Origin of the sequence: Helicobacter hepaticus ATCC 51449, assembly GCF_000007905.1 — a bacterium.
Taxonomy (GTDB): domain Bacteria; phylum Campylobacterota; class Campylobacteria; order Campylobacterales; family Helicobacteraceae; genus Helicobacter_C; species Helicobacter_C hepaticus.
Genome location: NC_004917.1, coordinates 738,508 through 762,939, shown reverse-complemented (window position 1 = coordinate 762,939; position 24,432 = coordinate 738,508). Strand labels below are relative to the sequence as shown.

At 36.7% G+C, this 24,432-nt stretch carries 27 protein-coding genes and 2 tRNA genes; 12 read left to right on the top strand and 17 right to left on the bottom strand.

What is annotated here, in order from left to right:
• Positions 1-2 precede the first annotated feature (2 nt).
• The 3 genes from trmB to HH_RS03855 are packed head-to-tail and all read right to left on the bottom strand — an operon-like array spanning position 3 to position 3,443.
• The gene (gene trmB / locus HH_RS03865; RefSeq protein WP_011115627.1) at positions 3-1,193 is read right to left on the bottom strand and encodes a tRNA (guanosine(46)-N7)-methyltransferase TrmB; all 1,191 of its coding nucleotides are present in this window, start codon (positions 1,191-1,193) and stop codon (positions 3-5) included.
• Entirely contained in the window at positions 1,193-2,458 is a 1,266-nt protein-coding gene (locus HH_RS03860; RefSeq protein ID WP_011115626.1) for a fibronectin type III domain-containing protein, read from the bottom strand. Before HH_RS03860 ends, trmB begins: the two co-directional genes overlap by 1 nt.
• Positions 2,388-3,443: an RluA family pseudouridine synthase gene (locus HH_RS03855; RefSeq protein ID WP_011115625.1), complete on the bottom strand. Its 1,056-nt coding sequence runs from the start codon at positions 3,441-3,443 to the stop codon at positions 2,388-2,390. Before HH_RS03855 ends, HH_RS03860 begins: the two co-directional genes overlap by 71 nt.
• Before the next feature lie 60 nt (positions 3,444-3,503).
• Here HH_RS03855 and HH_RS09320 point away from each other — a divergent pair, with 60 nt between their 5' ends.
• The 5 genes from HH_RS09320 (at position 3,504) to ftsZ (ending at position 8,978) form a co-directional block, all read left to right on the top strand.
• Positions 3,504-4,646, top strand: coding sequence for an FtsW/RodA/SpoVE family cell cycle protein (locus HH_RS09320; protein WP_011115624.1), 1,143 nt, complete (start codon positions 3,504-3,506; stop codon positions 4,644-4,646).
• Positions 4,608-4,684 (top strand) — tRNA-Ile (locus HH_RS03850). Before HH_RS09320 ends, HH_RS03850 begins: the two co-directional genes overlap by 39 nt.
• A gap of 177 nt (positions 4,685-4,861) precedes the next feature.
• The gene (locus tag HH_RS03845; protein ID WP_041309019.1) at positions 4,862-6,373 is read left to right on the top strand and encodes a peptidylprolyl isomerase; all 1,512 of its coding nucleotides are present in this window, start codon (positions 4,862-4,864) and stop codon (positions 6,371-6,373) included.
• Between the two features lie 7 nt (positions 6,374-6,380).
• Positions 6,381-7,751 (top strand): cell division protein FtsA, encoded by a 1,371-nt coding sequence (gene ftsA / locus HH_RS03840; RefSeq protein WP_011115621.1) that lies wholly within the window; start codon positions 6,381-6,383, stop codon positions 7,749-7,751.
• Positions 7,752-7,763: 12 nt separating this feature from the next.
• Entirely contained in the window at positions 7,764-8,978 is a 1,215-nt protein-coding gene (gene ftsZ / locus HH_RS03835; RefSeq protein ID WP_011115620.1) for a cell division protein FtsZ, read from the top strand.
• Positions 8,979-9,003: 25 nt separating this feature from the next.
• Here the strand turns inward: ftsZ and HH_RS03830 are convergent.
• Positions 9,004-9,080: transfer RNA gene (locus HH_RS03830), tRNA-Arg, on the bottom strand.
• A gap of 134 nt (positions 9,081-9,214) precedes the next feature.
• Here HH_RS03830 and rpsU point away from each other — a divergent pair.
• The 4 genes from rpsU (at position 9,215) to HH_RS03810 (ending at position 12,828) form a co-directional block, all read left to right on the top strand.
• Entirely contained in the window at positions 9,215-9,427 is a 213-nt protein-coding gene (gene rpsU / locus HH_RS03825) for a 30S ribosomal protein S21 (RefSeq protein WP_011115619.1), read from the top strand.
• Positions 9,428-9,518: 91 nt separating this feature from the next.
• A complete protein-coding gene (locus HH_RS03820; RefSeq protein WP_011115618.1) occupies positions 9,519-10,262 on the top strand; it encodes an ABC transporter ATP-binding protein in 744 nt (247 codons plus the stop codon).
• The gene (locus HH_RS03815; RefSeq protein WP_011115617.1) at positions 10,259-10,945 is read left to right on the top strand and encodes a hypothetical protein; all 687 of its coding nucleotides are present in this window, start codon (positions 10,259-10,261) and stop codon (positions 10,943-10,945) included. The genes HH_RS03820 and HH_RS03815 overlap by 4 nt, the downstream gene beginning before the upstream one ends.
• Positions 10,942-12,828 carry a phosphoethanolamine transferase gene (locus tag HH_RS03810; protein ID WP_011115616.1) on the top strand — a complete coding sequence of 629 codons (1,887 nt, stop codon included), beginning with the start codon at positions 10,942-10,944 and terminating at the stop codon, positions 12,826-12,828. The genes HH_RS03815 and HH_RS03810 overlap by 4 nt, the downstream gene beginning before the upstream one ends.
• Positions 12,829-12,868: 40 nt before the next feature.
• Here HH_RS03810 and HH_RS03805 read toward each other — a convergent pair whose 3' ends face one another.
• From HH_RS03805 to HH_RS03755, 11 genes are all read right to left on the bottom strand, one after another.
• Positions 12,869-14,434, bottom strand: coding sequence for a glycosyltransferase family 2 protein (locus tag HH_RS03805; protein ID WP_011115615.1), 1,566 nt, complete (start codon positions 14,432-14,434; stop codon positions 12,869-12,871).
• A gap of 215 nt (positions 14,435-14,649) precedes the next feature.
• On the bottom strand, positions 14,650-15,522 hold the full coding sequence (locus tag HH_RS03800; protein WP_011115614.1) for a hypothetical protein: 873 nt from the start codon (positions 15,520-15,522) through the stop codon (positions 14,650-14,652).
• A gap of 15 nt (positions 15,523-15,537) precedes the next feature.
• The gene (locus tag HH_RS03795; RefSeq protein WP_011115613.1) at positions 15,538-17,205 is read right to left on the bottom strand and encodes a glycine zipper domain-containing protein; all 1,668 of its coding nucleotides are present in this window, start codon (positions 17,203-17,205) and stop codon (positions 15,538-15,540) included.
• Complete coding sequence (locus HH_RS03790) at positions 17,202-17,408, bottom strand: hypothetical protein (RefSeq protein ID WP_034363851.1); 207 nt, start codon at positions 17,406-17,408, stop codon at positions 17,202-17,204. Before HH_RS03790 ends, HH_RS03795 begins: the two co-directional genes overlap by 4 nt.
• Positions 17,409-17,455: 47 nt before the next feature.
• Positions 17,456-17,761: a hypothetical protein gene (locus tag HH_RS03785; RefSeq protein WP_011115611.1), complete on the bottom strand. Its 306-nt coding sequence runs from the start codon at positions 17,759-17,761 to the stop codon at positions 17,456-17,458.
• A 100-nt stretch (positions 17,762-17,861) separates the two neighbouring features.
• Complete coding sequence (locus tag HH_RS03780) at positions 17,862-18,434, bottom strand: hypothetical protein (protein WP_011115610.1); 573 nt, start codon at positions 18,432-18,434, stop codon at positions 17,862-17,864.
• A 62-nt stretch (positions 18,435-18,496) separates the two neighbouring features.
• On the bottom strand, positions 18,497-19,063 hold the full coding sequence (locus tag HH_RS09170) for a DUF5675 family protein (protein ID WP_011115609.1): 567 nt from the start codon (positions 19,061-19,063) through the stop codon (positions 18,497-18,499).
• A 113-nt stretch (positions 19,064-19,176) separates the two neighbouring features.
• Positions 19,177-19,491, bottom strand: a complete 315-nt coding sequence (locus HH_RS03770) for a phage holin family protein (RefSeq protein WP_011115607.1) — start codon at positions 19,489-19,491, stop codon at positions 19,177-19,179.
• Positions 19,488-19,676, bottom strand: coding sequence for a hypothetical protein (locus HH_RS03765; protein WP_011115606.1), 189 nt, complete (start codon positions 19,674-19,676; stop codon positions 19,488-19,490). Before HH_RS03765 ends, HH_RS03770 begins: the two co-directional genes overlap by 4 nt.
• Positions 19,673-19,882: a hypothetical protein gene (locus HH_RS03760; RefSeq protein WP_011115605.1), complete on the bottom strand. Its 210-nt coding sequence runs from the start codon at positions 19,880-19,882 to the stop codon at positions 19,673-19,675. The genes HH_RS03765 and HH_RS03760 overlap by 4 nt, the downstream gene beginning before the upstream one ends.
• Positions 19,866-20,219: a hypothetical protein gene (locus HH_RS03755; protein ID WP_011115604.1), complete on the bottom strand. Its 354-nt coding sequence runs from the start codon at positions 20,217-20,219 to the stop codon at positions 19,866-19,868. Before HH_RS03755 ends, HH_RS03760 begins: the two co-directional genes overlap by 17 nt.
• A 163-nt stretch (positions 20,220-20,382) precedes the next feature.
• Between HH_RS03755 and HH_RS03750 the strand changes: the two genes are divergently transcribed.
• The 3 genes from HH_RS03750 (at position 20,383) to HH_RS03740 (ending at position 23,474) form a co-directional block, all read left to right on the top strand.
• Entirely contained in the window at positions 20,383-21,213 is an 831-nt protein-coding gene (locus HH_RS03750; RefSeq protein ID WP_011115603.1) for a hypothetical protein, read from the top strand.
• Positions 21,214-21,427: 214 nt separating this feature from the next.
• Complete coding sequence (locus tag HH_RS03745; protein WP_011115602.1) at positions 21,428-22,924, top strand: RCC1 domain-containing protein; 1,497 nt, start codon at positions 21,428-21,430, stop codon at positions 22,922-22,924.
• A 10-nt stretch (positions 22,925-22,934) separates the two neighbouring features.
• A complete protein-coding gene (locus HH_RS03740; RefSeq protein ID WP_011115601.1) occupies positions 22,935-23,474 on the top strand; it encodes a hypothetical protein in 540 nt (179 codons plus the stop codon).
• Between the two features lie 112 nt (positions 23,475-23,586).
• Here the strand turns inward: HH_RS03740 and HH_RS03735 are convergent, their stop codons facing one another.
• The gene (locus tag HH_RS03735; protein WP_011115600.1) at positions 23,587-24,090 is read right to left on the bottom strand and encodes a hypothetical protein; all 504 of its coding nucleotides are present in this window, start codon (positions 24,088-24,090) and stop codon (positions 23,587-23,589) included.
• Complete coding sequence (locus HH_RS03730; RefSeq protein ID WP_011115599.1) at positions 24,083-24,313, bottom strand: hypothetical protein; 231 nt, start codon at positions 24,311-24,313, stop codon at positions 24,083-24,085. The genes HH_RS03735 and HH_RS03730 overlap by 8 nt, the downstream gene beginning before the upstream one ends.
• Positions 24,314-24,432 lie beyond the last annotated feature (119 nt).

Here is a 24,432-nt window from a genome sequence, read left to right as displayed (position 1 = left end):
TTTTACTCCTGTGTTAGAATCTGTATTAAATATTTATGCGCCTTGATGGCTGCTTGTGTAGGGATAGGGTTACTACCAATATACCGAGCTGATACATTATTGCAGAATTCAATTTGCAAAAACTTGCTTTGAGGCTGGTTAAAATCCCCAAAACATAATGCCAATACATATATATCCCCCGCACAATACAGATTATCAATATGCAAAAACCAATCATTAGCAATTTTCTTATGTGGAAAATTTTTGTAATTATCCAAATTTTTTCTTAGAATTTTATCAAAATAAAAGTTTTTTTGGGTATTTTTTACATTTTTTTCATTATTTGTGTTTTTATAAGTATGAAAAATCTTTAAATCATAAATGTTTTTTTGTTGTTTTTTCCATCTTGCTTCGTATTTGCTTGTAATTACTTCTTGTTGATTCTTGTGTATTTCAAGGCTTATGCTTTCTTGTTGCAAGGCAAGGGAAAGGGCATCTTGGAAATAAATTTCATCATCACTGCGCAAATGAAGCACTCCATTATTATCTAAAACGCGCAAAGATTCCTGAAAAAATTTGGGCGAAAAAATGCGCCTATGGTGTTTTTTATTCCACGGCACAGGAAAATGCACATAAATACCTTGTGCAATATGAGAGGAGAGAATTTCAAGGAGGATACGCGCATCGCCATTAATGATATAAAGATTCTCTAAACCCAAGAGTTGCACTTGCCTAAGAATCTGCTCAATAGAGGGAGTATGAATTTCTATACCAATACACATAAAATGAGGGTTGCTCTGTGCAAGATGCAAAAGGTGGCGCCCAGAGCCAAAGCCTATTTCAATAAGGCAAGGCTTTGCAAAATCCAAAAAAAAATCCATAGACTGAAAATAGGGAGATTGGAGATTTTGTCGTGGCGTATTTTTGTTGAGGTTATGAGAGATAACATTTTTTTGATACGCACATAGAATCTTAAGGGCATTCTTAATAATGCCTGTAGGTTGAGTTTTTGTGCTTTTTTCACATTTGAGAATAGCATTATTTTTATTGCCTCGCCACGCTTTGCGTAAAAAAAACTCATTATCTTCATATCGCACCAAAATAAGTGATTGTGAAGAATCGTTGCATTGTTTGGCTTCATATACAAAGGTATAGCCTTCTTGTGTAAAAGGCATAGGTGGTAATGTAATATGAGATGCAAGAAAATGAGGCATTATTTTTGAGCCTCTATGGAGAGTTCTATTTCTTGTGTGGGCGCAGATTCTATACCATTTTTGTCAATACTTGTTACGCTATATTTATAACTGATACCTTTTTGCATTTCTTTGTCGGTAAAGGTAGTATCGTATATATCAATAAAGCGCGCACTTTGTGCCCATACTTTCCCTTCTTTGCGATAAACGATATAATTTTGAATACGCTCATCACTTGGTGTTTCCCACGAGAGAGTGGCTTTACCATTAAGGATTTTTCCTTCAAAGTGCAAAGGCTTGCTTGGAGGTGGAAGACTTGAACCTTTAGCAGGTGTGCTACTTATACGTCCTTCCAAGCCATTATCGCCTAAAAGCACAACTTGGTAGTAATAACTTATGCCATCTTCTTTGTCTTGGAGTTTATGTGTATAATTTGTTTGGTTGGTAGTTGCTAGTTTTTTGTAGTTTTTATCATTGGGAGAATAGAGAATCTTATATTGTTTTTTGCTCACACCTTGTGTATCAGGGGCTTCTTTCCAAGTAATTTTAATGGCTCGTGGCAACTCTATAGTAGCTTGGATATTTTCAATAGGTGCAGGTTGAGGGATTGTTTTTACACTCACGCTTTGTGAAGGCTTACTTTTGATACCCTCATAGCTTTGAGCGATAATACGATAAGTGTAGCTTTCTCCATCTTTTAAATCATCATCAAAATACTCTACACTTAAGCGATGAGGAATTGTTTTGATTGTTTTAAATTCACCTGCTTTATTTAGGCGTTCAACCAAATAAGAATCTATGCTTGGATTTGGGTGTGGCGACCAAATAAGCTTAATGGTGCGTGGTTGATTATTCAGAGCGAAGACACTCTCTACCGCGTCAATAAAAGATGTTTGCACAAGAATAGGTTTGCTTTTTGGAGAAATCGTATTATCAGTGCCAAGCGTAGCAAAGGCATAAATATATTTTGTTTGGGGATTGAGATTTATATCATAAAAATGTGTAGCAAAGCGGTTTGGAATCGTAGCGATTTTTTGTAGTTTTTGATTATCTTTTGCTTGAGCACGATAAATGACAAATCCTTTTATGTGTTCATTATCAAGAAATTTCCATTCAAAGCCTACAGACGAAACATCAGCGAGTGTATTTATAGAATCAATTTGTGGGAGTGAAGCATCTTCTTGGAGTTTTGCACCAAAAGAAGAGAGACAACCGCTAAGAAAAGCACTCAAAAGAACGCATAATCCTGTCAATTTCAAGTAATTCCATAATGTTTTTGTGCCCATCGGGTATATCCTTTGTGAAGTGAGTTTGGAGGAATTTTAGCATATCTGGTAAAATAGGTGCTTTAAAAGTGCAGTTTTGTTGCGTTTTGGGGTGTATAAAATAAAGAATATAAGCGTGAAGCAAGATTCTATCTTGATAATAATGTGTTTTGGCTTGAGGTTTGTATCCATAAAGTGTATCACCAAGAATATGGCGAGAGAGGCTTTCAAGGTGGGCGCGTATTTGATGTGTTCTACCCGTGTGGAGTTTGATAGCAATGAGTTCAAATGCTCCGTTATCTGAAGTAGCAATTTTGATAAAAGAGCTTTTTGAATCTCGCACTCCTTTCGGGATAGGAGAGTTTGAGCGAATGTGAATCTTACTCATTTTAAGGCGATTGTGCGGATTGCGACCCATAAAGCATTGCACTTGTTGGTTATCTTTAAGGGGCGTATCAATAATAGCAAGATAATATCGCCCCATTTGACGACTTTTCAGCTCTTTGGTGAGAGTAGTATAAGCGAGATTTGATTTTGCAATAGCCAAAGCACCGCTTGTTTGCTTATCAAGTCGATGAATAATCCCATAACGTTCCTCTCCGCTTAATGTATAAAGAATGTGGGCATTGAGTTTGAGCCAATCTACAAGCGTAGGCTCTTTAACGCTTGGTGCGTGGTGAATGACAAGATGAGGAGGTTTGTTAATAATGAGCACATCTTCATCTTGATAAACAATATCAATACTAAAGCGTTCATCATCTGCTGATATGGTATATGAAGAGGATAGGGGCGTATTGTTTGCACAGGGGGATTGCACTTGAATGCAATCTTTAGCTTTGAGCAAAGTGCCGTTTTTCAAGCATAGTATGCCATTAAGCCACACTTGTTTATTTTTAATAATATGGTGGATTTGATTTTTGCTACTTTGAAGCTGTATGCTTAGATAAGAATCAAGGCGTAATTTGCCATTATTTAAGTCAAAATTTGATACAATAATTTCTTTCATTATCGCCTACTATATTTCTTCCATTTTCCGTTGAAAATGAGATTATTTTGAGGAAAAGTTGTGATTGATAGACGGATTCTAGCACATTTTGATTACATTTTATTGCTTTTTATATTACCATTAGTTAGTCTCTCTCTCTTTTTAATCAGTGAGCTTGATTCTGCTTTATTTGCTAAGCAAGTGAAATATATTACTTTAAGTTGCGGGCTAATGATTTTTTTATTTTTTATGCCTTTTAGGCAGCTTAATAGTGTTATTTTGGTATCTTATATTATATGTTTAATTTTATTAGTTTTGGTGCATTTTATTGGCACACAAAAGCTTGGTGCGCAACGTTGGGTGGATATTCCTTTCACAAATTTTTCTATTCAACCAAGTGAAATTATGAAAATTTTTCTTATGTTGCTTTTAGCTTCCTATATCACCGCTAATCCTCCACCAAAAGATGGTTATGGCTTAAAAGAATTTTGTATTATTAGTTTTTTTATTCTTGTGCCTTTTTTTATCATTCTTAAAGAGCCTGATTTAGGAACAGCAATGGTAATTTTACTCACTGGATTTGGCACACTTTTTTTAATCGGTGTAAATAAGCGAATATGGATAGCTTTAGGATTGGTTATCGTTTTACTCGCTCCTGTGGCATATATAGTTGATCCCCTTAAAGATTATCAAAAAAAACGTATTATGGATTTCGTATCAGATAAATCTCCCTATCAAGTCGATCAAGCTCTAATTGCCATTGGTGCAAGTGGATTATTTGGCAAATCAAAAGAAGATGCCACACAATCACAGCTTAAATTTTTACCTTATGCAAATACAGATTTTGTTTTTGCGTATTTTGTGGAGCGTTTTGGACTTTTGGGTGCATTTGCTCTTTTGACATTATTTTTTTGTTTGATAATCTATATTTTAAGTTTAAGTTTTGTGCATCAGCAGGATTATTTTTTGCGTGTAGTAACGGGTTATATGACTATTTTGATTTTCTTATATGTAAGCATTAATGTATGTATGGTAATAGGATTGGCTCCTGTGGTGGGAATCCCTCTTCCCTTAGTAAGTTATGGTGGAACAAGTTTTGTTACTTTTATCACTCTTTTCACTATACTTGAAAACATTCTTGCCTTTAGATTTGTTTTTGAGTATAATACGTCCTCCAATGGGCGAGGACCTTTAGCTCAGCTGGTCAGAGCACTCGGCTCATAACCGATTGGTCGCAGGTTCAAATCCTGCAAGGTCCACCATAGATTTCTTGCAATGATTCTCTAATGTTTTAATTTGAATGAATTAAAATTCACTATACACTATGAATATTTATATTTTTTCTTAAGAAATTTTGGTATTTACGCATTTACTCTCTTTTTATTTAGTAAGTTTTATGATACAATAGGCTTTAAAGTTACATAGAGGTTAAAATTATAATGATTACTTGGATGCAAAAGCATAAGAAGTGGCTTGTTATCACCATTTGGATTAGTGCTATCGCTTTTATCGGTGCTGGAATGGTGAATTGGGGTTCTTATGGATTTGGATTAAACAATGATAAAGTAGCACGAGTGGGAGCGATTGATATTCATATTCCCGACTACCAAAGAGCTTATAACGAAGTATTTAATGAATATTCGCATATTCCACAACTTGGTGGTATGCTTGATGAAGCTCAAGCAAAACAGCTCGGTTTGCCTCAAATTGCTCTTCAGCGAGTAGTTCAACAAGCACAGTTACTTAATTTTGCTTATGATTTGGGTTTATCTGTGAGTGATGAAGAAGTGAGTAATGAAATCATCAATGCAAAAGTGTATGTTGATAAAGAGGGTCATTTTAGCCACGAAATCTATAAGCAGGCTTTAAAAGAGCGACAAATGAGCCCAAGTGAATTTGAAGAAATAATACGCAAATCTCTTCTTATCCAAAAAATTTTTAGTGTTATGAATCTCAATGTCTCTCAATCATCACTTCAAATACCTATGGTATCAGTTACACCTTTAGAAATAGCTGCATTAGAAATGGCAGATTCTGTGCGTGATAGACTTATGGTAAAGAGCATTCCTGTTACACAAGTAGCTTTTTCATCAACAGATGATGAATTGAAAGCATTTTGGGAAAAAAATGCAGATAATTGGAAAACGCCTATGGAGTTTCATATTGAATATATTTTTGTGCCCTTTAACGCTCAATCTCCAAGTGAAGAAGCACTAAACAAACATTATGAGGATTTTAAGAGTGATTATTTGGACAATGATGGGCATTTAATGAGTATGGAACAAAGCAGAGAAAAGCTGATACGTGATGTCCAAAAACTTGAAGCCCAGAGCCTTGCTAAAAGGGAATATCGTGATTTAAAAAATGGAAGCAAACAAGGAAAGATACTCACACTTAAAGATAATGAGCGATTTTTTATAAAAAATGGTGTGGATTTAGTAGTAGCAGATATGAAAGTAGCTCAAGTAGGGCAAGTGTTAAAACCCATAGAAGCTGATGAGGGTTTTGTAACTTTAAAACTCCTTGATAAAAAGGAAAGTGTGAATAAAAGTTTTGATGAGGCAAAAAGTGCAGTTAAAGAGATGTATGAGCATACCAAACGTAAAGAAAGTCTTGTTAAACTTGCTCAAGAAAGTGTAAAAAATTTTGCTGGCACAGATATTGGGTTTATTGATAGATTTTATAATGGCGCTATACTCACACTTGATATTAACCAAAAAATGCACTTTCTTTCACAAGTTTTTGGTAGCCAAGATAAAGAGGGTTATGTGCTATTTGATGATAAGGTGGTATTATATCGTGTGTTGGAACAATCATCTGTTCCTAAAGATAAGGAAAACAATATAACAATGATAGCTAAAAATATCAAATATGGAGCAGTGCTTGATACTCTAGCAGAGAATCTGAATAAAACTTATAAAACAACCATCTATATTGATGTGAGCAAGTGAGGTAAAAGTGAATCAGATTATATTAGGTATTGACATTGGTTCAACAAAGATTTGTTCCATTATCGCCGAGATAAAAAAGGACGGGACGCCTTTCATTCTTGGTTCGGGCATACATAAGGCTGATGGTATCAAAAAGGGTTCTATTACAAATATTGAGCTTGCTTCTTTGGCAATACGAAATTCTGTCAATGACGCCAAAAGAGTTGCTGATGAAAAAGTAGATAAAGCAATCATCTCTCTTTCTGGTGCATATACAAAAAGTATTAGAGAATCCGCAGTTGTAAATGTCCCGAGCAATGAAATTGGTTTAAAAGAAATTAATCGTGTGATGCAAACAGCTATTTACAATGCTGTTATTCCTGAAGGGCATACTGTTATTCACGCATTGCCTTATGAATTTAGGCTTGATGACCAAAGTTATGCTGAAGACCCTATGGGTATGAGTGCTTCTCGTCTTGAGGCTTTTGTGCATATTGTAACAGCAAAAAAATCAGCGCTTGAGAATCTTAAACGCGCAGTGCGTGAAAGTGGCATAGAGATTGAAAATATTGTTTTAAGTGCGTATGCCTCATCAATCGCCGTTTTAAGCAATGAAGAAAAAGAGCTTGGCGTGGTGTGTATAGATATGGGTGGTCAGACTTGTGATTTGATGATTTATAGTGGTTATTCTATGCGATATAGTGATTTTCTAAGTGTAGGCTCCCATAATATCACTATTGATTTAGCCACTGCGCTTAACACTCACCCAAGCACAGCAGAGCAAATTAAAACAGAATGTGGCAAATTAATTTTAAGCGATGAAGATAAGACAAAGGCTATTAAGGTGCCTATTATGTCAAGTGATACAGCTACAACAAATGTGAATTTAGAAATCGTCCATGCAGTGCTATCTGCTCGTGTAGAAGAAACTTTGCAACTTTTAGCAAAAAGCATTGAAAAAAGTGGCTTAAGAGATAAACTTGGGGCAGGTATTGCTCTTACAGGCGGTATGGCAAATCTTGATGGTATGCAAGAATTTGCATCAAGTATATTTCGTAAGCCCGTAAGAATATCTAAACCTATGGCTATGAATGGGCTTTTTGACGGTTTGAAAGGCACACATAGTGCTACTGCAATAGGTCTGATACTACACGGAGCAGGACAGCATACTAATTATGAAATGGATTATGAAAAAAAGATTCGTTACAGAAAAAGTAATATCACTACGGAGAATAACGATATGAGCAACATTGGGCTACCAAAAGATGCACTTCAAGAGAGTGCGGGGAATACAAACATCATTCATAATGGTGATTTTTCACAGATTAGAACTTCAGAAGAGGATAAGCATAATAACTTCTTTGTGAGATTCTATAAGTGGGCTAGTCAATTATTTTAAGGAGAGAGCAATATGGAAGACATAATTCAAGAAATTCAACCAAAAGCACAAAATGCAGTCATCGGTGGTAGTGTGAATGTGAGTATTCAAGAGATTCAAGATGAGCCAAGCAAACAAGGTGCAGTGATTGCAGTTATTGGTGTAGGTGGCGGTGGCTCAAATATGGTAAATCACCTTGCGAACAATAATCCTCATAAAGATGTGAAGCTTATCGCTGCAAATACAGATGTGCAAGCTCTTGAAACTACAAATGCAAATCTCAAAATGAAACTTGGTGAGCGATTGACTAAAGGCTTAGGTGCAGGCGGTAATCCTGATGTAGGTATGAAAGCAGCACTTGAGACTTATGAGGAAATAAAGTTGGCTTTAAATGGAGTGGATCTTGTTTTTATCTCTGCTGGACTTGGCGGTGGAACAGGCACAGGTGCTGCTCCTGTGGTGGCAAAAGCTGCTAAAGAAGTAGGTGCACTCACGGTTTCTGTTGTAACTAAGCCTTTTAAATTTGAAATGGGCAAACGAGCAAGATTAGCCGAAGAAGGTTTACGCAATCTTAAAGCAGAGAGTGATTGTATTATTGTGATTCCAAATGATAGATTGCTCTCAATTATTCCCAAAAATTGTGGTCATAAAGAAGCCTTTGCTTTTGTAAATGATGTTCTTACACGTGCAGTAAATGGTATGTCCAGTGTTATTTTAAAGCATACGCAAGGTGATATGAATGTAGATTTTGCTGATGTGAAAAAAGCAATGAGTTATAAAGGTTTAGCACTTATGGGTATTGGCGAAGCCACAGGCGATAATGCAGCCTCTGATGCTATGCAACAAGCTATTGTTTCTCCTTTACTTGATAATATTTCTATTAAGGGCGCAAAAGGTGCAGTTATTTACTTTGAAACTCACCAAAACTACCCATTTACTGAACTTAGCGCAGCAATGGAGATTATTGAATCTCTTGTTGATGTAGAGGCAGATCTTATTCAAGGTATTCACACATTAAATGACGTGCCAGAAGATTTTGTGCGTATAACTGTGATTGCCACAGGCTTTGAAAAAGAGATTGTAAATGGTGGCAATGATGCTTCACGAAAAACAGATGAAGAGCAAGCTTTAGAACATTCTCGTCAAAGCATACAGCTTATGCGTGATGTGAGTGGAGGAGATTATAATTTGTTTAATAATAATGATACACTTGAAGTGCCTACATATCTTCGCAACCAAAAAGACTAGAGATTTAAAAAAAGAAGTTATATAATGGCGTGCTCGGAGGGATTCAAACCCCCGACCTACAGGACCGCAACCTGTTGCTCTATTCAGCTGAGCTACGAGCACAAATGTGAAGTAAGCTTGGCATTCTAGCGAAAATTTCTTAAAACTCACTTTATGAGTTCACGTCTTTAAGAAAATTTACAACAAAATCAAAGTAAAATACCGCCCTAATCTTAAAAAGAAAGCAGGTGAAAGCTATGCCCGGTATCAAAGTAAAAGAAAGTGAATCATTTGAAGAAGCATATAGAAAGTTCAAAAAGCAAACAGACCGCAATCTCGTTGTAACAGAAGTGCGTGCAAGAAGATTTTTTGAATCTAAAACTGAAAAGCGCAAAAAACAAAAAATTAATGCAAAGAAAAAAATGCTTAAGCGACTCTATATGCTCCGTCGTTACGAGTCTAAACTCTAATGTGTTATCTAACTCTTCTTCCCTCTTAGAGAGTGAGGAGAGAGTTAGTCTTACTTCCTTATTATCCTCATATACAAAAATGGAGTGAGAGATGAATGAATCTAATCTTATCCAAATCACACATTTAAGCAAAACTTATACTCATATAAATGCTTTGAATGATGTGAATCTAAGCATTCCTCAAGGCAAAATCGTTGGTTTGCTTGGACCAAATGGCAGTGGTAAAAGCACTTTGATTAAGATTCTCGTAGGGCTTTTGCGTCAATATCAAGGCGAAGTTTTACTTGATGGACATAAACCAAGCCTCTATACCAAAGAAATCACTGCATATTTGCCCGATAGAAATATCTTAAATCCTAGAATGAATGCGGCTCAATGTATGAGATATTTTGCAGATTTTTTTGCTGATTTTGATGAAAATAAGGCAAGGCAAATGTGTGAGATTTTGCATATTCCTTTAGAATCTTCTATTAAAAGCCTCTCCAAAGGGAATATTGAAAAATTACATTTAATCCTTACCCTTGCGCGTCAAGCGAAGCTTTATATTCTTGATGAGCCTATTGCCGGAGTTGATCCTTACTCAAGAGAGAGAGTTTTTGAGCTGATTAAAAAGTATGTTCCAAAGCATTCAAGTGTGATTCTTGCTACGCATCTTGTCAATGATGTGCAACCTATTTTAGATGATGTGATATTTTTGTATCAAGGGCGTGTGTTACACTATGAAAGTGTGGAATCGCTCACAGATAAATATGAAAATCTTCAAGCGGCATTTAAAGCTGAAGTATCGCGCTTAGATACTTTTGCAGGAGATTTTATAAATGGAGAGGGCAAATGAAAGGATTTTTCACATTTTTTAAATATGAATTTTTATCAAGTGCTATGCCTCTTGCCTTTACTTATGGGATGGGAACACTTGCCCTATTGTTACTAAGAGTTCTTGATATATCTTTCGAATGGGTTTTTTATAAAGGTATCATAAGAGTATTGCTTAATACTCTTATGATAGGTAGTTTTATAGCTTTTGGTATATTGCTTATAGTGCGTGCATTTCAGAGCTTTTGGGTAGAGATTTTTGGAAGTAGGGGATATTTGACACTCACCTTGCCTCTAAGTCTTGATACTATTTTGCTCTCTAAGATTATCACTCTTGCCTTTTGGGCAGTAATTGGGACTTATTGTGCCCCTGTATTTTATAACTTAGAATTTTTTGTAGAAATCTTATTAAATATAGACATACAAAATGCCCTGATAATATTTTTTGATACATTGATTATGATATTATTTTATATAACACTTATACTCTTTATCACTGCTTTGCTTAATGCCCTCAAAGTGCGCACTTTTGTGTTATTTAAAGGTTTTGGCATCGCGCTTGTTATTCATCTTTTATGGATTCCATTTACATTTGCATATGTAATGCAATATTATAGTTTTTTAAGTATAGACAAATTATTTCTTTCCATTGTATTTTACTTTGTTGCGCGTTATTTGATTATGTATAAACTGGAACTTGAATGAAGCTTTTTGCGAATGCTACACTTTTTAGAATCTATATCATTTTATTATTTTTAAATACAATTATTCTCTTTGGTTCGCAGTATTTTGTTTATACGAAGCATTGGGATTTGTATTGGTTTAGTTCATTTTTTTATCGTGAATTATTGCTGTGTGTGAGCTATTTTTTGGCTTTTTGGCTTTTTTCTTTGCTCCCTCAAAGGCTTGGTAAAGTCTTATCTTGGATTATTTTTGCTCTAAGTGTGCTCTGTTTTATCATTGATATATTTTTGCTTTATACTTTTGATACAAACCTCAATTCTTATCTTGTCATTGTTGCCCTAGAGACAAATCCGCAAGAGAGTGTGGATTTTTTGCGCAATTATATCACCCTCCCACTATGTGGTATTTATGTGCTTTTTGCTCTTGCGTGTTTTATTTTATGGCGTAAAATCACACCTTTTATCCCTTCACACAAGGTAATGAATAGAATCTATATCGCACTTGGCATAAGCATAGCGATTTTAGTAACGATGATTCTCACTCATACGAAGCCACTCAATGAAGATTGGTCAGATATGCTTTATAATTACACAAAGCAAACCTACCGCGCGATTGAAAACACACGAGGATTCATAGAAGAATACAAAAAGCTTAATGCTAAATTTGATGAACTCTCCACAACTTTAAAAGTCAAACCTACACAAAATCCTATTGCAAACATAGTGCTTGTCATTGGAGAATCTACTCAAAGAGGTAAATTAAGCCTTTATGGCTATCCATTACCTACTACACCACTTTTAGAGAATCTTAAAACTTCTAAACCAAACAATCTTTTTGTCTTTAGTAATGTCATCTCTCCTCACGCCCAAACACACGAATCTCTCTCCCTCTCCCTTAGCTTTGCTAATCAAGATTCACAAGGTATCTCTACCCTTAAGCCTTCATCTAAAAAGCGCTCTGTAAAGCCTACAATCAAGCAATGGTATGAATACTTAAATATTATTGATGCTTTTAAGCTAGGAGGTTATCACACTATTGCTATTTCAAATCAAGAGCCAGTTAGTCTTTTTGGCAACGCAGCTGCTACGATTTTAAAACGCGCTGATGAAGTAAGCTTTGTCAATGTCAATGACAAAATGAGCACGACAAAATTTGATGAAAGCATTTTAGAGATTCTTAAAAACGAGCAGCTAGAGCAAGAAGAAGTAGGGCAAGAAGGTTTGCAACAAGGTGCAGATGAAAATACAGAGCAAAAATTAGAATCTAGCCTAACTCACACAAAGCCTACATTCTATGCCCTGCACTTAATGGGCAATCACGCCAAGTATTATAACCGCTATCCAACCAACTTCGCACATTTTGCGTCTAAAGATATGCTTTGTCAAGAGGATAATTCACCTCAAAAAGGTGCAAATATAGAGGAAAATATGCACTATGATAATGCCACCCTCTATGGCGATTTTGTCTTAAGTGAGATTATTAAGCGATTTGAATCCAGTGATAGCATAGTAATTTATTTTAGCGACCACGGAGAAGAAATTTATGATTTTAGAAATTTCATTGGGCATTCAGATTCTAAAATTTCGCGCTTTATGGTAGAGATTCCTTTTATTATTTATGTAAGTGATACTTTTATACAAAAACATCCATATCTTTATAAAAGAATAAAAAAAGCCCAACATCAAAAATATATGAATGATGATTTAATGCACACACTGCTTGATATTGCAGGTATTAAGATGAAAGGCTATGAGGCAAAAAGGAGTATTTTGAGCGAGGATAAATCTTTTTTAAATGCGCGAGTGCGTATTGTGGGTGAAAAAAAGGGTGCAAGAGGTTATGATAAAGAATTAAAAACACAAGAAAGCTATATCCAGCAAGGCTTATGCCAAAAGAAAGAATAATGTAGTTTGAATGCTTTTAAAGAATCTAGAAATTATAGAGTTATTTAGATTCTATGCCCCTCTCACAATAGCGACTTTTATTTGCTAGAGTTTGTAAGTAGATATTATGATTAGATTCTAACATCGTGCGGGAGTTTTCAGGGTGATAGAGATGATAGGCAATTCCTGCAAATTTTAATCGCCTCATCTCTCCACCATTAAACAAAAATCTCGCCACAAATTCAGAATCTTCCCTCCCCCAGCCAATAAATGCTTCATTAAAGCCATTAATACTTATACAATCAGTCTTAAAAAAGCTCATATTGCACCCGCGAATGCCTTTGATAAAGTCTTTTTTGTCAAAAAATGATGAGGTAATTTTAGAAGCATTAAAAATAAATGATGAGAGTAAAACACATCGTTTTGCTTTGAATCCACCTTGTTTAAAGGCTAAGCTAAAGGCGTCTTTTGTGTTAGATTGCATAATATTTTGCGTAGTGGTTTCATTTAAAATCACACGAGAGCCTTGCAAAAATACACCTTTTTTTGCAAAGTGTAGATGCTCTTTTATAAAATGAGAATCTAAAATCATATCGCCATCAATGATAATAATATATTCTCCATTTGCCGCATTTATGGCACGATTACGAATCTCACTTAAGCGAAAGCCTTTATCCATCTGCCAAATATGCCTTAAAGGACAAGGAAAGTCTTTTGCATAAGATTCTATTAATTCTTTTGTATCCTCTGTGCTGCCATCATCGGCAATAAGCACTTCACTTGGCAAAAGCGCAAGATTTTTTACAGAATCTAGCACTAAAGCCAGTCTTTCTTTTTGATTATAAGTAGTGATGATAAGCGAACATACTCGGGGGGGGGTCGTGTTTTGAAGCTCATAAAGCTTCATATATTTAAAAAAAGTGCCTAATCCATTGCAAGTAGCAATCACAAAACCTTTGTATCCATAAAAAATACCTTTTTTGAAAAAATAATCTCTAAAAAATGTCCAAAGTCCGTGTGTGATTGCTTTAAATGGACTTGATTTTTTATATTTGTTTTGCTCTGCCCAAAGGCTTGAGTATCGTTGGAGTTTTTCAAGGAGATGAGCGATATTATCATAGGCGTAATGTTTTATTCCGCTTGAGAGCTTGAGTGTGTGCGCATTTTTGGGGATTATCACACTCTCGTGAACAAAATTGTCATTAAAGCGCGTGAAAGTTTTATTAAAAAGTCGCCAAACATAGTCTGGATACCACCCACACGCCTTTATCCACTCTCCATTATAGAGATTTTTACGTGGCAGGGCATAAATCGTGTGAGAATTGAGCTCTAAAGATTCTATAAGCGCAAGTGTGCTTAACTCAAGCACCTCATCAGAATCAATACTCAAAATCCAATCGTGCTTCGCATAGCTTATCGCTAAGTTTTTCAAAGCACCAAAGCCGATAAATTCACTCTCAAAAATCCGCACATTAGAGAAGTTGCGTGCTATTTCCAAAGTTTTATCAGTGCTACCATTATCAAGCAAGATAATCTCATCAAAATTTTTTAAAGACTCTAAGCATTCTTTTATGGTGTCTTGTGCATTTTTCACTAAGATTGTTACGCTTATGGGAAGTTTTTGCATTTTTCACTCTTTTATTTTGGGAGTATTGTTTGTTGAAATTATACCAAATGAAGATAACTTGTATTCCCGTGTATGAAATCAAAGTTATTTCGCGTTTGAAATCAAAGTAAAATCTCTCACTTTGATTTCATATATGAAATTTACAACTCAACTTTTTCATCGCACATTTGTGGGATACTCTCTTGCCTATGGGTAAAAGGCTTTTAATACCTTTTTTATATTAATCCCTCAATTTCAATGCTCACAATGCTTCTACCGACTTTGCTTAACACAATCTCGTGATTTTTGAGAAAGGCAAAATTGATAAGGGCTTCATAATTTGTAGCTATCACAAACACGACCGCCTCGCCTCTTAGCTCTGCTAATTCATAACTCACTCTATTGAGCTCACTATCGGGGACGATGATATTAAAAGCATTTGTGCGCTTGAAATTGCCCTTTGTGAGCTGTGTATTGCCGCTTTCATCAGTTTGGACTTTGGAGAAATCAAGCATAGAAATCGCATTTCCATCATAAAGCGTGGTAGCAAGTTCTAATAAATCCCCACAAATAATTGAGCCTATACGCACAATGCTCGTGCCATATGCTCTAATCCTAAAATACACATTGCGCGTAAAAGTGCTGCGTTCATAATAGATATTTCGCTTAAATTTTCTGCCCCAGCTCCCAAAAAAGTATTCGCTCCAAGAAGCAATATTTTGAGCATACAGCTTGTATTCTTTACTCTCAATGACCTCTGCGGTAAGAGAATCTATCACTTCAATGCTTAAATACTTCGCCTCAAGCCCACTTATGTATAAAGCCTTTGCACCAAAACAACCAAAAGTGAGGCAAATGCACTCTTTTGCTTCACTTTGGGTGTTGAGATAATAATCAAAACACGCCCATTCATTCGTGCTTCCCACACGCTCCCACACGCTCTTATCATCTAAGGGCTTATCCACATTATCGCTTAAAGCTTGATAGATACATTTGCCATCATTGATTTTATCGCCCTTTGTGTATGCCTCGCCTAGATTGAATCTTGTGCTGCTCTCAATGAGATTAGATTCTATAAGAGTTATATCACCACGAGTTAAAATTTTCATATTGCACCTTTATTTCTAACTATTTATTGAATCTCTCTTTAATAAGGGAGAGGGGTTAGGCGAGGTCGCTTCCGCTTGACTTACTTCTAGGCTTTCTTGATTCACACGCAAGAGTGATTTAAGCGTGGTGAGCATATTGACTTGGAGCTTTTCAGAGCTGCTTTCTTGCTCTAGTTTATAATCTTCTAGCTTCTTTACTTTTTGTAAAAATGGGTCAATGAGATTGAGTTTGGTTTTGCTCTCATCTTTAAGAGCCTGCTCATATTTTTTACTCGCAGAGCCACTTTGCATTAATGCCTCACCCAAAGCGTTAATGCGCTCAATGGTTTGCGGGTCAAAACTCTCTTTCAATGCTTCCTCGCGATAGCTGAGATAATTATCAATATTCACATCACTCGCCCCTAAGTTTTCTAAGATTCTATCTACTTGCTTACGTGCAAGCTCTTCTTGATATTTTAAGCCCTCTATACTTTGGTCTTTAAATTGATAAAGCCATACTTGAAAATTTTGCCCTGTGGATACAAATGCAGTAAGGCTTTCACTTAATGCCTCGCTTACCTGCTTATCCACACTTTTAGCATAGTCCGCCCACATATTATAAATCTCATTGATGTTTGGCGTGATAAGATGCTCTTTTAAAGCATTATGTGGAGCTTCATAAAAGCTCTTTATCAGCTCTTTTGCTCCAGCATTTAAAATATCTGCATAGCTTTTGTAATTCCCTTTAGCGATGCTTAAGCTTTTGACACCACTGCCAATATCTTGCAGTAAATATTCATAGCCCCTTATGCTTTGTTGGATTCCTTTTAGGGCAAAATTTGAAGCGTCATAGTATTCTTTCCAAGTGCTTGTGTTGCTTTGCAAACCCCACCATTTCTTTTTGACCTCTTCTTTATCGGCAAATTCACGCGCACTCACATTGTCTTTTGTAGCCTTTGAGATAAGCTCCACACCTTGCGCGGTGGTTGTGAGCTTTGTTGAGTTAAAGCTCCCAAATAACGTTCCGCCAAGCCCTCCAACAAGCCCTCCAACAAGTCCGCCTAAGCTCGTGCCAATCACAGGCACAAAACTCCCAATGGCTGCCCCAGCAGCAGCTCCTGCCATTGCACCATTATTTGCACTCTTTTGCGTTTTTTGTGCATTGACTTCATCACCTAAAAAATTGCCAACTAAGCCTCCAGCGACATTACCTATCCCAAATCCTGCAAAAGCTGCGCCTACTACTTCGCTTAGATGCCAATCTTCTTTTTGCACATTGGCAATACGATTTTTATCAAAAAGATTACTAAACAAAGAACCATCAATGGCGGAGGCGAGGGATTTATTCATAGATTCTATAACAGAGGATTCCATAAACGCAGCAGAGATAGAAGTCGCAAAACCTTTGGTAATAACACTTTGCAGAGATGAAAAAAGTTCATTGATTAAACTTCGAAAATAATGAACATTGCCATTAAATATGCCCTGTATATCCTCATTAAGGGCAGATTGTATATCGCTTTGGAGGTCTTTATAGGCTTTTGAATACTCTTGTATATGCTCCATTTTTTGCTCGTGGAGTTTAAGCTCTAGGGCATAAAGCTCATTTGCGCTATTTTTGTTTATAGAATCTAGCTCTTTTTTGATTTTTTGCAGTGAGCCATCTTTGACATTAAAGGTGAATTTAACACTTATTTGTTTCATATCGCTTCCATCTCCACAATCATTTCTTTATATAATCCCAACAGCTCCAAACTATCAAATCCATAATAAATGCAAAAATCCTTTAAAATGGCATAATTAATATGCCTAAAAACGCTCATTCCGCCCACGCTAAATTCTAAGCAGAGATTAAATCCAAGGGCTAAAAGCTGCTCTTCTGTATCTAGCACAATGGGCAAAGGCACAGATTGTTTATCTTGGGCTAAAAATGCCCTCTCCTTTGCCCAGCGTATTAGTTTTTTCTTTTGATGCCTTTTAATGCCCTAAATTGCTCGTTTATGCGGATATAAAAATCTGCTAATGAGCCATTTTCCATTAAATCATCAATAAACTCTTGCGCCCTCTCTCCTTTGAGATTCTCACTCAAATGCTTTTTTGTCATCTCTAAGCTGCTTAAGGATTCTTTATTGCGTTCAATTTCTTGAATCTGATTGGTGCTGCTCTCTAAAATTGTAAGCTTCACATTCTCGCCTGTGCTTAAAATAGCCTCAAATTCAAGGCTTCCTCGCTCTACTTTAAATACAAAACTTTTATTCATTTCAAATCTCCTTATTCATTATTTTAATGTCTTGTAAAAGGTAGCAAAACCACCTTTTACGCCTAAATCCCGTGCTTATAGCACTCATATTGTTAATAGCTTATAATTTTGTTTGCTGAATGTAATGCGTATAATAGCCCTCATCGGTTTTATTCGCACTGCCTTCAAAATCCATAGTCGCAAATTCCTCACTCATCAGCGGCAAATCCCCGCTCATTTTGATATTTGCTTCATAGACTACACCTATCACTTGTCTTGCTTGCACAGGCGCGCCTACAAAGATAAGCTTTGCTTTAAGCAAAGGATTGCTTCCTGCTTTGATTTCAATGAATCTATACTCTTTATCTGCTACCTCTCCGTGAGGGAGTATCTCCCCTGCCGCAAAATCCACCACCTTTGTTTCAGAGCCTAAAGCTGCAGCAAGATTGGCTGGAGAGAAGCTATTGCATTTAATTTTAAGCGTATAGTTCTCTTCAGTTACGACTTCTGCGATTTTTTGCTTTAATCCACTACTTCGTGTGAAAGCACTCGCGGTTGTTGTATCACGCGTAAGAGTTATCTCTGTCGCGCCCATATCAAACTTTTGGCTGCCTAAGCTTCCATCTGGCAAATAAGGCTGCAAATACATCACGCCTCCGCTTAAAAATAAGTTGTCCTTTTGTGTGTTATTCATTTTTTACTCCTTGTTCTATTAATTTAATGTCTTGTAAAAGGTAGCAAAGCCACCTTTTACGCCTAAAGCCCTGCGGGGGCACTACTGCGCACTTCATTGATTTGCACTTCAAAGTTCTCCACTCCGTGCTTTTTAACAAAATCATAAAACTCGGCAATAGCAGAAGTAGAATCTACTATGCCCATATCGTTTTTACCTTTACCTAAGCCTATGCAACCCTCTACATCTTTGCCTGTATTCATAATGTGAATAAAAATGCAGCGAGATTCAAAACTTGGTAGCATAGGTGTATAAAGCAAAAGCCCTACATTTTTAAAGCCCCATTTTGTGTATCGCTCGTGATATTTTGGCTCTATGAGCTCTTTGTAATCATCAAATCTAACATTTCTGTATCCATTTTTTGCGACTGCGGTTTTAGTGAAATTCCATTTCAGCTTGTAAGTGCGAGGCATTATGCGATGGTCTTTACCCCTCTCATCACTGCTTTGTGAGCCATTCTCTCCGCTAAAGTATTTAAAAAGCACTTTATTGTTACTATCAAGCAAAGTAGCATCACCAATGGTTGTTTTCTCACCTTTTGCATCTGCAAGTTTGCTAATGTGCGTTCTTTGAATAAGAAGCTTATACATTTTCCCTCCTTTTTAATAAAATAGTGATTCATACAAATACACATTGAGTGCAATACTTAGCGTAAGAGCAATCATAATCACGAAGCGAACAACCTTGTAAGTCTTACTTTCTCTCATTGTGTATCTCCTTTGCTCCTGCCATTTTTGAAAGCCAAAAGCTCTTTTGCTAAAGAAATAGCTTTCTCCACGCCAAAAAATCCAATTGCTGCACTTATGCCTACTCGCGCAAGGTAAGGTAAATCAGTAGCGCTTAAGAGGGCATACACCATCACGCATAAAAAGCTTGAGGTGAGCAAACTCTTTAAGGCAGCCTTAAAAGGGTGGCGATGCTCCGCCCCCTCTTGTGCCTCTTCATTAAAAAAGCTTACAATGCCAGCGAGTAGCCCAACAACAGCAATGGGTAAAAGTTCTATATAATGCTCAATCAAAGCAAACCTCCTTCAATCACTCGTCCTATGCTTAAAGCCACACAAATGATAATCACACCCCACAAAGCCTTGTGTATGACAAACCAAAACCGCTTAAGAGTAGGCGAAATATCGCAGTGATACTTGCCAATCAAAAACCAGCGAAAATAAAACCAAAATCGTTTGAGTTTTAGTATCGCTTTCATTGAATCTCCTTGTCTCCCCTGCACATTTTTAAATCTCTCTCCAAAGCTTGTGTATAAGCAAAAATCGCTTTTACATCAACACTCACTTTGCCGCTTTTGCTTGGACGCTCTCTTTTTGCCACATTACATTTTGTGGGGATAAGCACCTCTTCATATACCACCCTTGCACACCCGCTTAAGAGCAAAGCACTAAGGAGAAGAGGCATAAAACACTTCAAGTGCATATTCCACCTCCTGTAATTGCTTGAGGGCAGCTGTTTGAGAATCTATAGCATCTCTATAAGATTCATATTCTTTTATCTGCTGTGGATTATGTGAAATGTAATAAGCTGATAGAAACTCTTGCTCTATGAGTTTGCTTTGCGCGTTATAAGATTCAATCTCTTCTTTTTGCAACGCTTGCTCTTTAATTGCCTTATTTTGATTGGAAAGGTGATTTTGAAGCAATCTATTTTGCACCTTTGTATCAATGATGTTGCTTTGCCAAAGTAAAAGTGCAGCAAAAACGCCAAAACACACTCCAAACAATACATAAAACCTCATACTACCTCCTTAAACCAATGATGAAAGTTTAGTGAGGCTTAGGCTTTTAATTTCAAAAAATTCTTATAAAAAAAGAGCATTGCAATGGTGTAAAGTTGTGATTTAAGTTTTGGGATTATCCCTTTGAGTATAGATGCAATGTAGATTCTATAAAGGAGTATGTATGAGGACTATTACACCGCTTCCCACACCGCCTAGTAGCAATGATACAGCAAGCTTTGATATAAGAGCTGATGCGTTTATAGGGGCTTTGCCTACTTTTGTCCAAGAGCTGAATGACTTTGGTTTGGATATTTCTAACATTGGCAAACATACCTTTGAGAAAGCGGAAGTTGTTATCAAAGAAGGGCAAAAAGAGCTTTTAGAGCAACACAACATCTATAAAGCGCAAATAGAGCAAATGATTGAAGCAGCACAATTACTTATCGCAGCTCAAAGTGCAATCAAAAGCGATATGTGGAGCACGACTTTGCATTCTATTCTTTTTACCATTAAAAGCCTTATTCAAGAGCGTAAAGAAATCTTGCATCATAGAGCTAAAATAGGGCAATATGGGCTTTTTTTCCGCTCATCTTTGCCTCAAGGCTGGGTGAAAGCGGGGAGCTTACTCAAAAAAAGAGAATATCCACTTGCGTATATGTATTTTAAAAATACAAACAAAAGTTTGCAAGAGGACTGCCCTAAAGGCTATTTTAGACTACCTAAGCCTAATGTCTATGCTAAAGGTTGCAGTGATTTTAAACGCGTGGGTGAATTTGAAAGAGAGGGCTTACCAAATGTCAATGCAGGGAATTATGTCAATGATAGCTGGAGATACTCTCTAGGCGGAAAAGGTGGGGGCAGTAGAGATGATTGGGGTTGTGCCACATCACACGCGAATTTTGCATTAAGTAATTGGAATAGTATCTATGGACGCACAGATTCTGTGGAAGTCAATCATAACCTTTACTTAGAGGGCTTTTATGTGGGGGAGGACAAAATGAGGTTGAAATAAATGCCTAAATCGCGGGCTTTTGTCCTCGCGGTTGGACGCTTGCGAGATTAAACCCTTTGGGGTTGAAGGGCGCGAAGTGGGATTAACTCCCACGAAGCAAGACATTAGAAAGTGAGTTGATGAATGCTTTAGTAGTCATAACTCAAGCTTTAGGCGCACACAGGGGCTTTGCTCCTGTGTGTAAGACATTAAATCAATAGAACAAGGAGTAAAAATGCCCACAGAGCAAACACAACAAATGCAAACATTACTAGAGATAAAAGCAGAACTCAATAAGCTAAGTAGCCTTGATTATAGCTTAGAGCAGCCATTGCAGATTCTCAATCATCACGCCGATATGCTTAAAAGTGAGATTGACACTCATATAAACACATTAAACACAGCTTTAAGAGATATAAATATCCGCTCAAAAAGGCTTTTGTCTATGCACCTTTATCGTAGCTTGGCTTATCAAGATATTATCAAAAATACTAAGGGTGAAGTGATATGTTATGGTGATGTGTATATGAAAGGTTTGAGTGTTAATAATAACACAGGAAGCGGCAGGGCAAATGCCGCATTTTTCTCGCGAGTTGGCTTACCGAGTGATATAGAATTTATTGAAGTCTTTGGTGGATACACGACCTTTTATGCCTTGCCAAAAGAGGGGAACTTCCTCTATGTATGGGGAGCAAATGTGCAAGGTTGTGCAGGAGTAGGGCACACGAATGCTTTAAGCTTGCCTGTAAGGGTAGATTTTCCCTCTAGGGTGGTAAAAGTATGCTGTGGCACTTCAGAATCTAATGCCAAACAATCCGCGATTGTCCTCCTTGAAAATGGCTTGGTATATGTGAGTGGGAGCAATTCCATAGGAGAGCTTGGAGTGGGGAATACTCTGCCTCTTTCCACTTTCACACAAAACCCACATTTAAGCGATATTAAAGACATTTTTCTTTGTAGTAATGGCAATGTTGGGCTGTTTATGGCTATTGATAATGAGGGAGCACTCTATGTATGCGGACATAATCAACAAGGTGCGTGTGGCAATGGCAGCAATACAAATCTCACACTCCCATTTAAGCTTAGCTTTAATCAACAAGTCAAGCTTGCCAAAGCAAGTATAAATACAAGCTCTAATACGCATTATTGCACAGCTATGATTGTCCTAGAAGATGGGAGTGTGCGCGGAGCAGGATATGCGCTAGAGAATAATCTCTCTCAAAATGCGGTGGGGAATCTCAATATCTTTACCACACTCTTAAATGAGCAAGGAGAGCCTCTAAGCGAGATTGTTGATGTGTTTCCTGCAAGTATTGGCGGCACAAGCTTAGCATTAGATTCAAATGGCAATCTCTATGCGTGGGGCAAAGGAGCATATGGCTATGGCAATGACAATGCAACAGCTAATGCAAAAGCACAAAAAGTGCTAGAAAATGTAGAGAGCGTGCAGCATTGGGATAGGGCAAATACGCGTTGCGTAGCCAAACTCAAAGACACTCAAACTCTGCTTGCCTTTGGATTTAATACTGATAGTGCGCTAGGCGTTGGCAATGCAAGTAACACAAGAGTGTGGAAAAATGTGCTTTTGCCTCCTGCAATGAGTGAATATAAACTGCAATGTTTTGGAGCAGAAGCGCATTTAGTAGTCATAGCAGATAATGAAATCTATGCGTGCGGAACGAGCAGAGATGGAAGTATCAAATACACCACACCCACATTACAAAAACAATAAGGAGGATTCTATGCAAATATATGAACTTCAAGCAAGCAAAGTCTTAGAAGTGCAAGGTGATTTTATCTGTATTGGGGAAGAGGAAGGGAAGATTTATGTTCAAGCAGAGAATCTTAAAAAGCCTTTTAAACCCTCTCATCTCCCACAAAGACTGCAAGAGCAGTTTGCAGGAGAATTAAAAAAGCTAAGAGCGCAAAAAGAGCAGGAGTTTAATGCTAAGTGCGATGAGCTTTTGGCACATTTTGAAAGCGATGCACTAGGGGAGTCATATATGTATGATATGGCTTTGAGAGACCAAATTAATCTTTTGGGATTGCTCTTATCAAAAAGTGATGGATTCTTAAGAGCGCGTAAGGGTGAAGAGCCTAAGGCGAATTATCCTCACACAAAGGCGCAAATAAGCAAACTCTATGCAGACAGCCTCGCTCATAAAAATAGAATCTTATCTCAATGTGGGGTTTTAAAAAGCTGTCTTTTGGAGCTAGATTCAATAGAGGCAATCAATGCGCTTAGCTGGGAGGATTATGAGGGTATTCAAGGAACAAACTAGGGCGGGATAATCCCGCACTTTCTTAAAGTAGAATCTAGCTTTTATAATCTCAACATATATCCCTTCTATGATTATTAGGCACCCCCATTTTGTGTATGAGTGCAACTTTAACCTAACGCCCCTTTAGCTCTTTTACCTTCACGATTGATATTAATTTCATTAGCATATAAAGCCCATTTTTACCAATGCCAAATTCACCTTTACCTTTAATTTCCATCACAACCATTTTCATAATTTTTGTTTTATAAGATGATTCTTGTAAAATATATCCCTCATTTTCCAGTGTTGTAAGCATATGTGATACATAGATTATTACTAAGCTTTGCCAATTTTTATTATGCTCTAGCTGTTTGCTTTTGTTAAACTCATAAATTTTTGTAGCCATAAGAACACAAAACCAAGAGGCAATTTTATAAAAATCTATGCTACAAAATTTAGAATCAAATTGTTTGAGATAGCTTTCATAAAAAGCCATAATATCATCTATACATTCGTGCATATAATCTGCTGGAATATTGATATTATGTTCATTAGCTAATTTGCATAATTCAAAAATAATTTCAGTAACAATCTCCTTATTTTCTTGAGTGAGCATACTATCTTGTATGTTACTCATCAATATCCTTGCATATTTGTTCTAAATCCAGCTTTTTAATAGATTCAATCTTTGCTTGTTGAAGTCTTTGCGCCTTTTCATCATTGTGAGCAAGCCCAAGATAATATTCTTTTAAAGAATCTGATGAGTGGTTTTCAATTTTGCCCTCATTGGGTCTCATATTCCCTCCAAAAACCTTATTCATTGAAGTTTCTACTGCTTGTCTAATCTCTTCTTTTTTCATTTGCCACTCCTTAACAAAATGAAATACATTTTCCTTATTAAGCATAAAGCATACCCTTTATGCCAAGCAAGCTTTTTTGTATAATAATCGGATTTAGCATTTATTTAATTTAGTGTGTT

Bases quoted from the DNA above. Each gene is read 5' to 3' on its own strand.
- trmB (WP_011115627.1), bottom strand. From the start codon at position 1,193: ATGCCTCATTTTCTTGCATCTCATATTACATTACCACCTATGCCTTTT.
- HH_RS03860 (WP_011115626.1), bottom strand. From the start codon at position 2,458: ATGGGCACAAAAACATTATGGAATTACTTGAAATTGACAGGATTATGC.
- HH_RS03855 (WP_011115625.1), bottom strand. From the start codon at position 3,443: ATGAAAGAAATTATTGTATCAAATTTTGACTTAAATAATGGCAAATTA.
- HH_RS03845 (WP_041309019.1), top strand. From the start codon at position 4,862: ATGATTACTTGGATGCAAAAGCATAAGAAGTGGCTTGTTATCACCATT.
- ftsZ (WP_011115620.1), top strand. From the start codon at position 7,764: ATGGAAGACATAATTCAAGAAATTCAACCAAAAGCACAAAATGCAGTC.
- rpsU (WP_011115619.1), top strand. From the start codon at position 9,215: ATGCCCGGTATCAAAGTAAAAGAAAGTGAATCATTTGAAGAAGCATAT.
- HH_RS03820 (WP_011115618.1), top strand. From the start codon at position 9,519: ATGAATGAATCTAATCTTATCCAAATCACACATTTAAGCAAAACTTAT.
- HH_RS03815 (WP_011115617.1), top strand. From the start codon at position 10,259: ATGAAAGGATTTTTCACATTTTTTAAATATGAATTTTTATCAAGTGCT.
- HH_RS03810 (WP_011115616.1), top strand. From the start codon at position 10,942: ATGAAGCTTTTTGCGAATGCTACACTTTTTAGAATCTATATCATTTTA.
- HH_RS03805 (WP_011115615.1), bottom strand. From the start codon at position 14,434: ATGCAAAAACTTCCCATAAGCGTAACAATCTTAGTGAAAAATGCACAA.
- HH_RS03800 (WP_011115614.1), bottom strand. From the start codon at position 15,522: ATGAAAATTTTAACTCGTGGTGATATAACTCTTATAGAATCTAATCTC.
- HH_RS03795 (WP_011115613.1), bottom strand. From the start codon at position 17,205: ATGAAACAAATAAGTGTTAAATTCACCTTTAATGTCAAAGATGGCTCA.
- HH_RS03785 (WP_011115611.1), bottom strand. From the start codon at position 17,761: ATGAATAAAAGTTTTGTATTTAAAGTAGAGCGAGGAAGCCTTGAATTT.
- HH_RS03780 (WP_011115610.1), bottom strand. From the start codon at position 18,434: ATGAATAACACACAAAAGGACAACTTATTTTTAAGCGGAGGCGTGATG.
- HH_RS09170 (WP_011115609.1), bottom strand. From the start codon at position 19,063: ATGTATAAGCTTCTTATTCAAAGAACGCACATTAGCAAACTTGCAGAT.
- HH_RS03765 (WP_011115606.1), bottom strand. From the start codon at position 19,676: ATGAAAGCGATACTAAAACTCAAACGATTTTGGTTTTATTTTCGCTGG.
- HH_RS03760 (WP_011115605.1), bottom strand. From the start codon at position 19,882: ATGCCTCTTCTCCTTAGTGCTTTGCTCTTAAGCGGGTGTGCAAGGGTG.
- HH_RS03755 (WP_011115604.1), bottom strand. From the start codon at position 20,219: ATGAGGTTTTATGTATTGTTTGGAGTGTGTTTTGGCGTTTTTGCTGCA.
- HH_RS03750 (WP_011115603.1), top strand. From the start codon at position 20,383: ATGAGGACTATTACACCGCTTCCCACACCGCCTAGTAGCAATGATACA.
- HH_RS03745 (WP_011115602.1), top strand. From the start codon at position 21,428: ATGCCCACAGAGCAAACACAACAAATGCAAACATTACTAGAGATAAAA.
- HH_RS03740 (WP_011115601.1), top strand. From the start codon at position 22,935: ATGCAAATATATGAACTTCAAGCAAGCAAAGTCTTAGAAGTGCAAGGT.
- HH_RS03735 (WP_011115600.1), bottom strand. From the start codon at position 24,090: ATGAGTAACATACAAGATAGTATGCTCACTCAAGAAAATAAGGAGATT.
- HH_RS03730 (WP_011115599.1), bottom strand. From the start codon at position 24,313: ATGAAAAAAGAAGAGATTAGACAAGCAGTAGAAACTTCAATGAATAAG.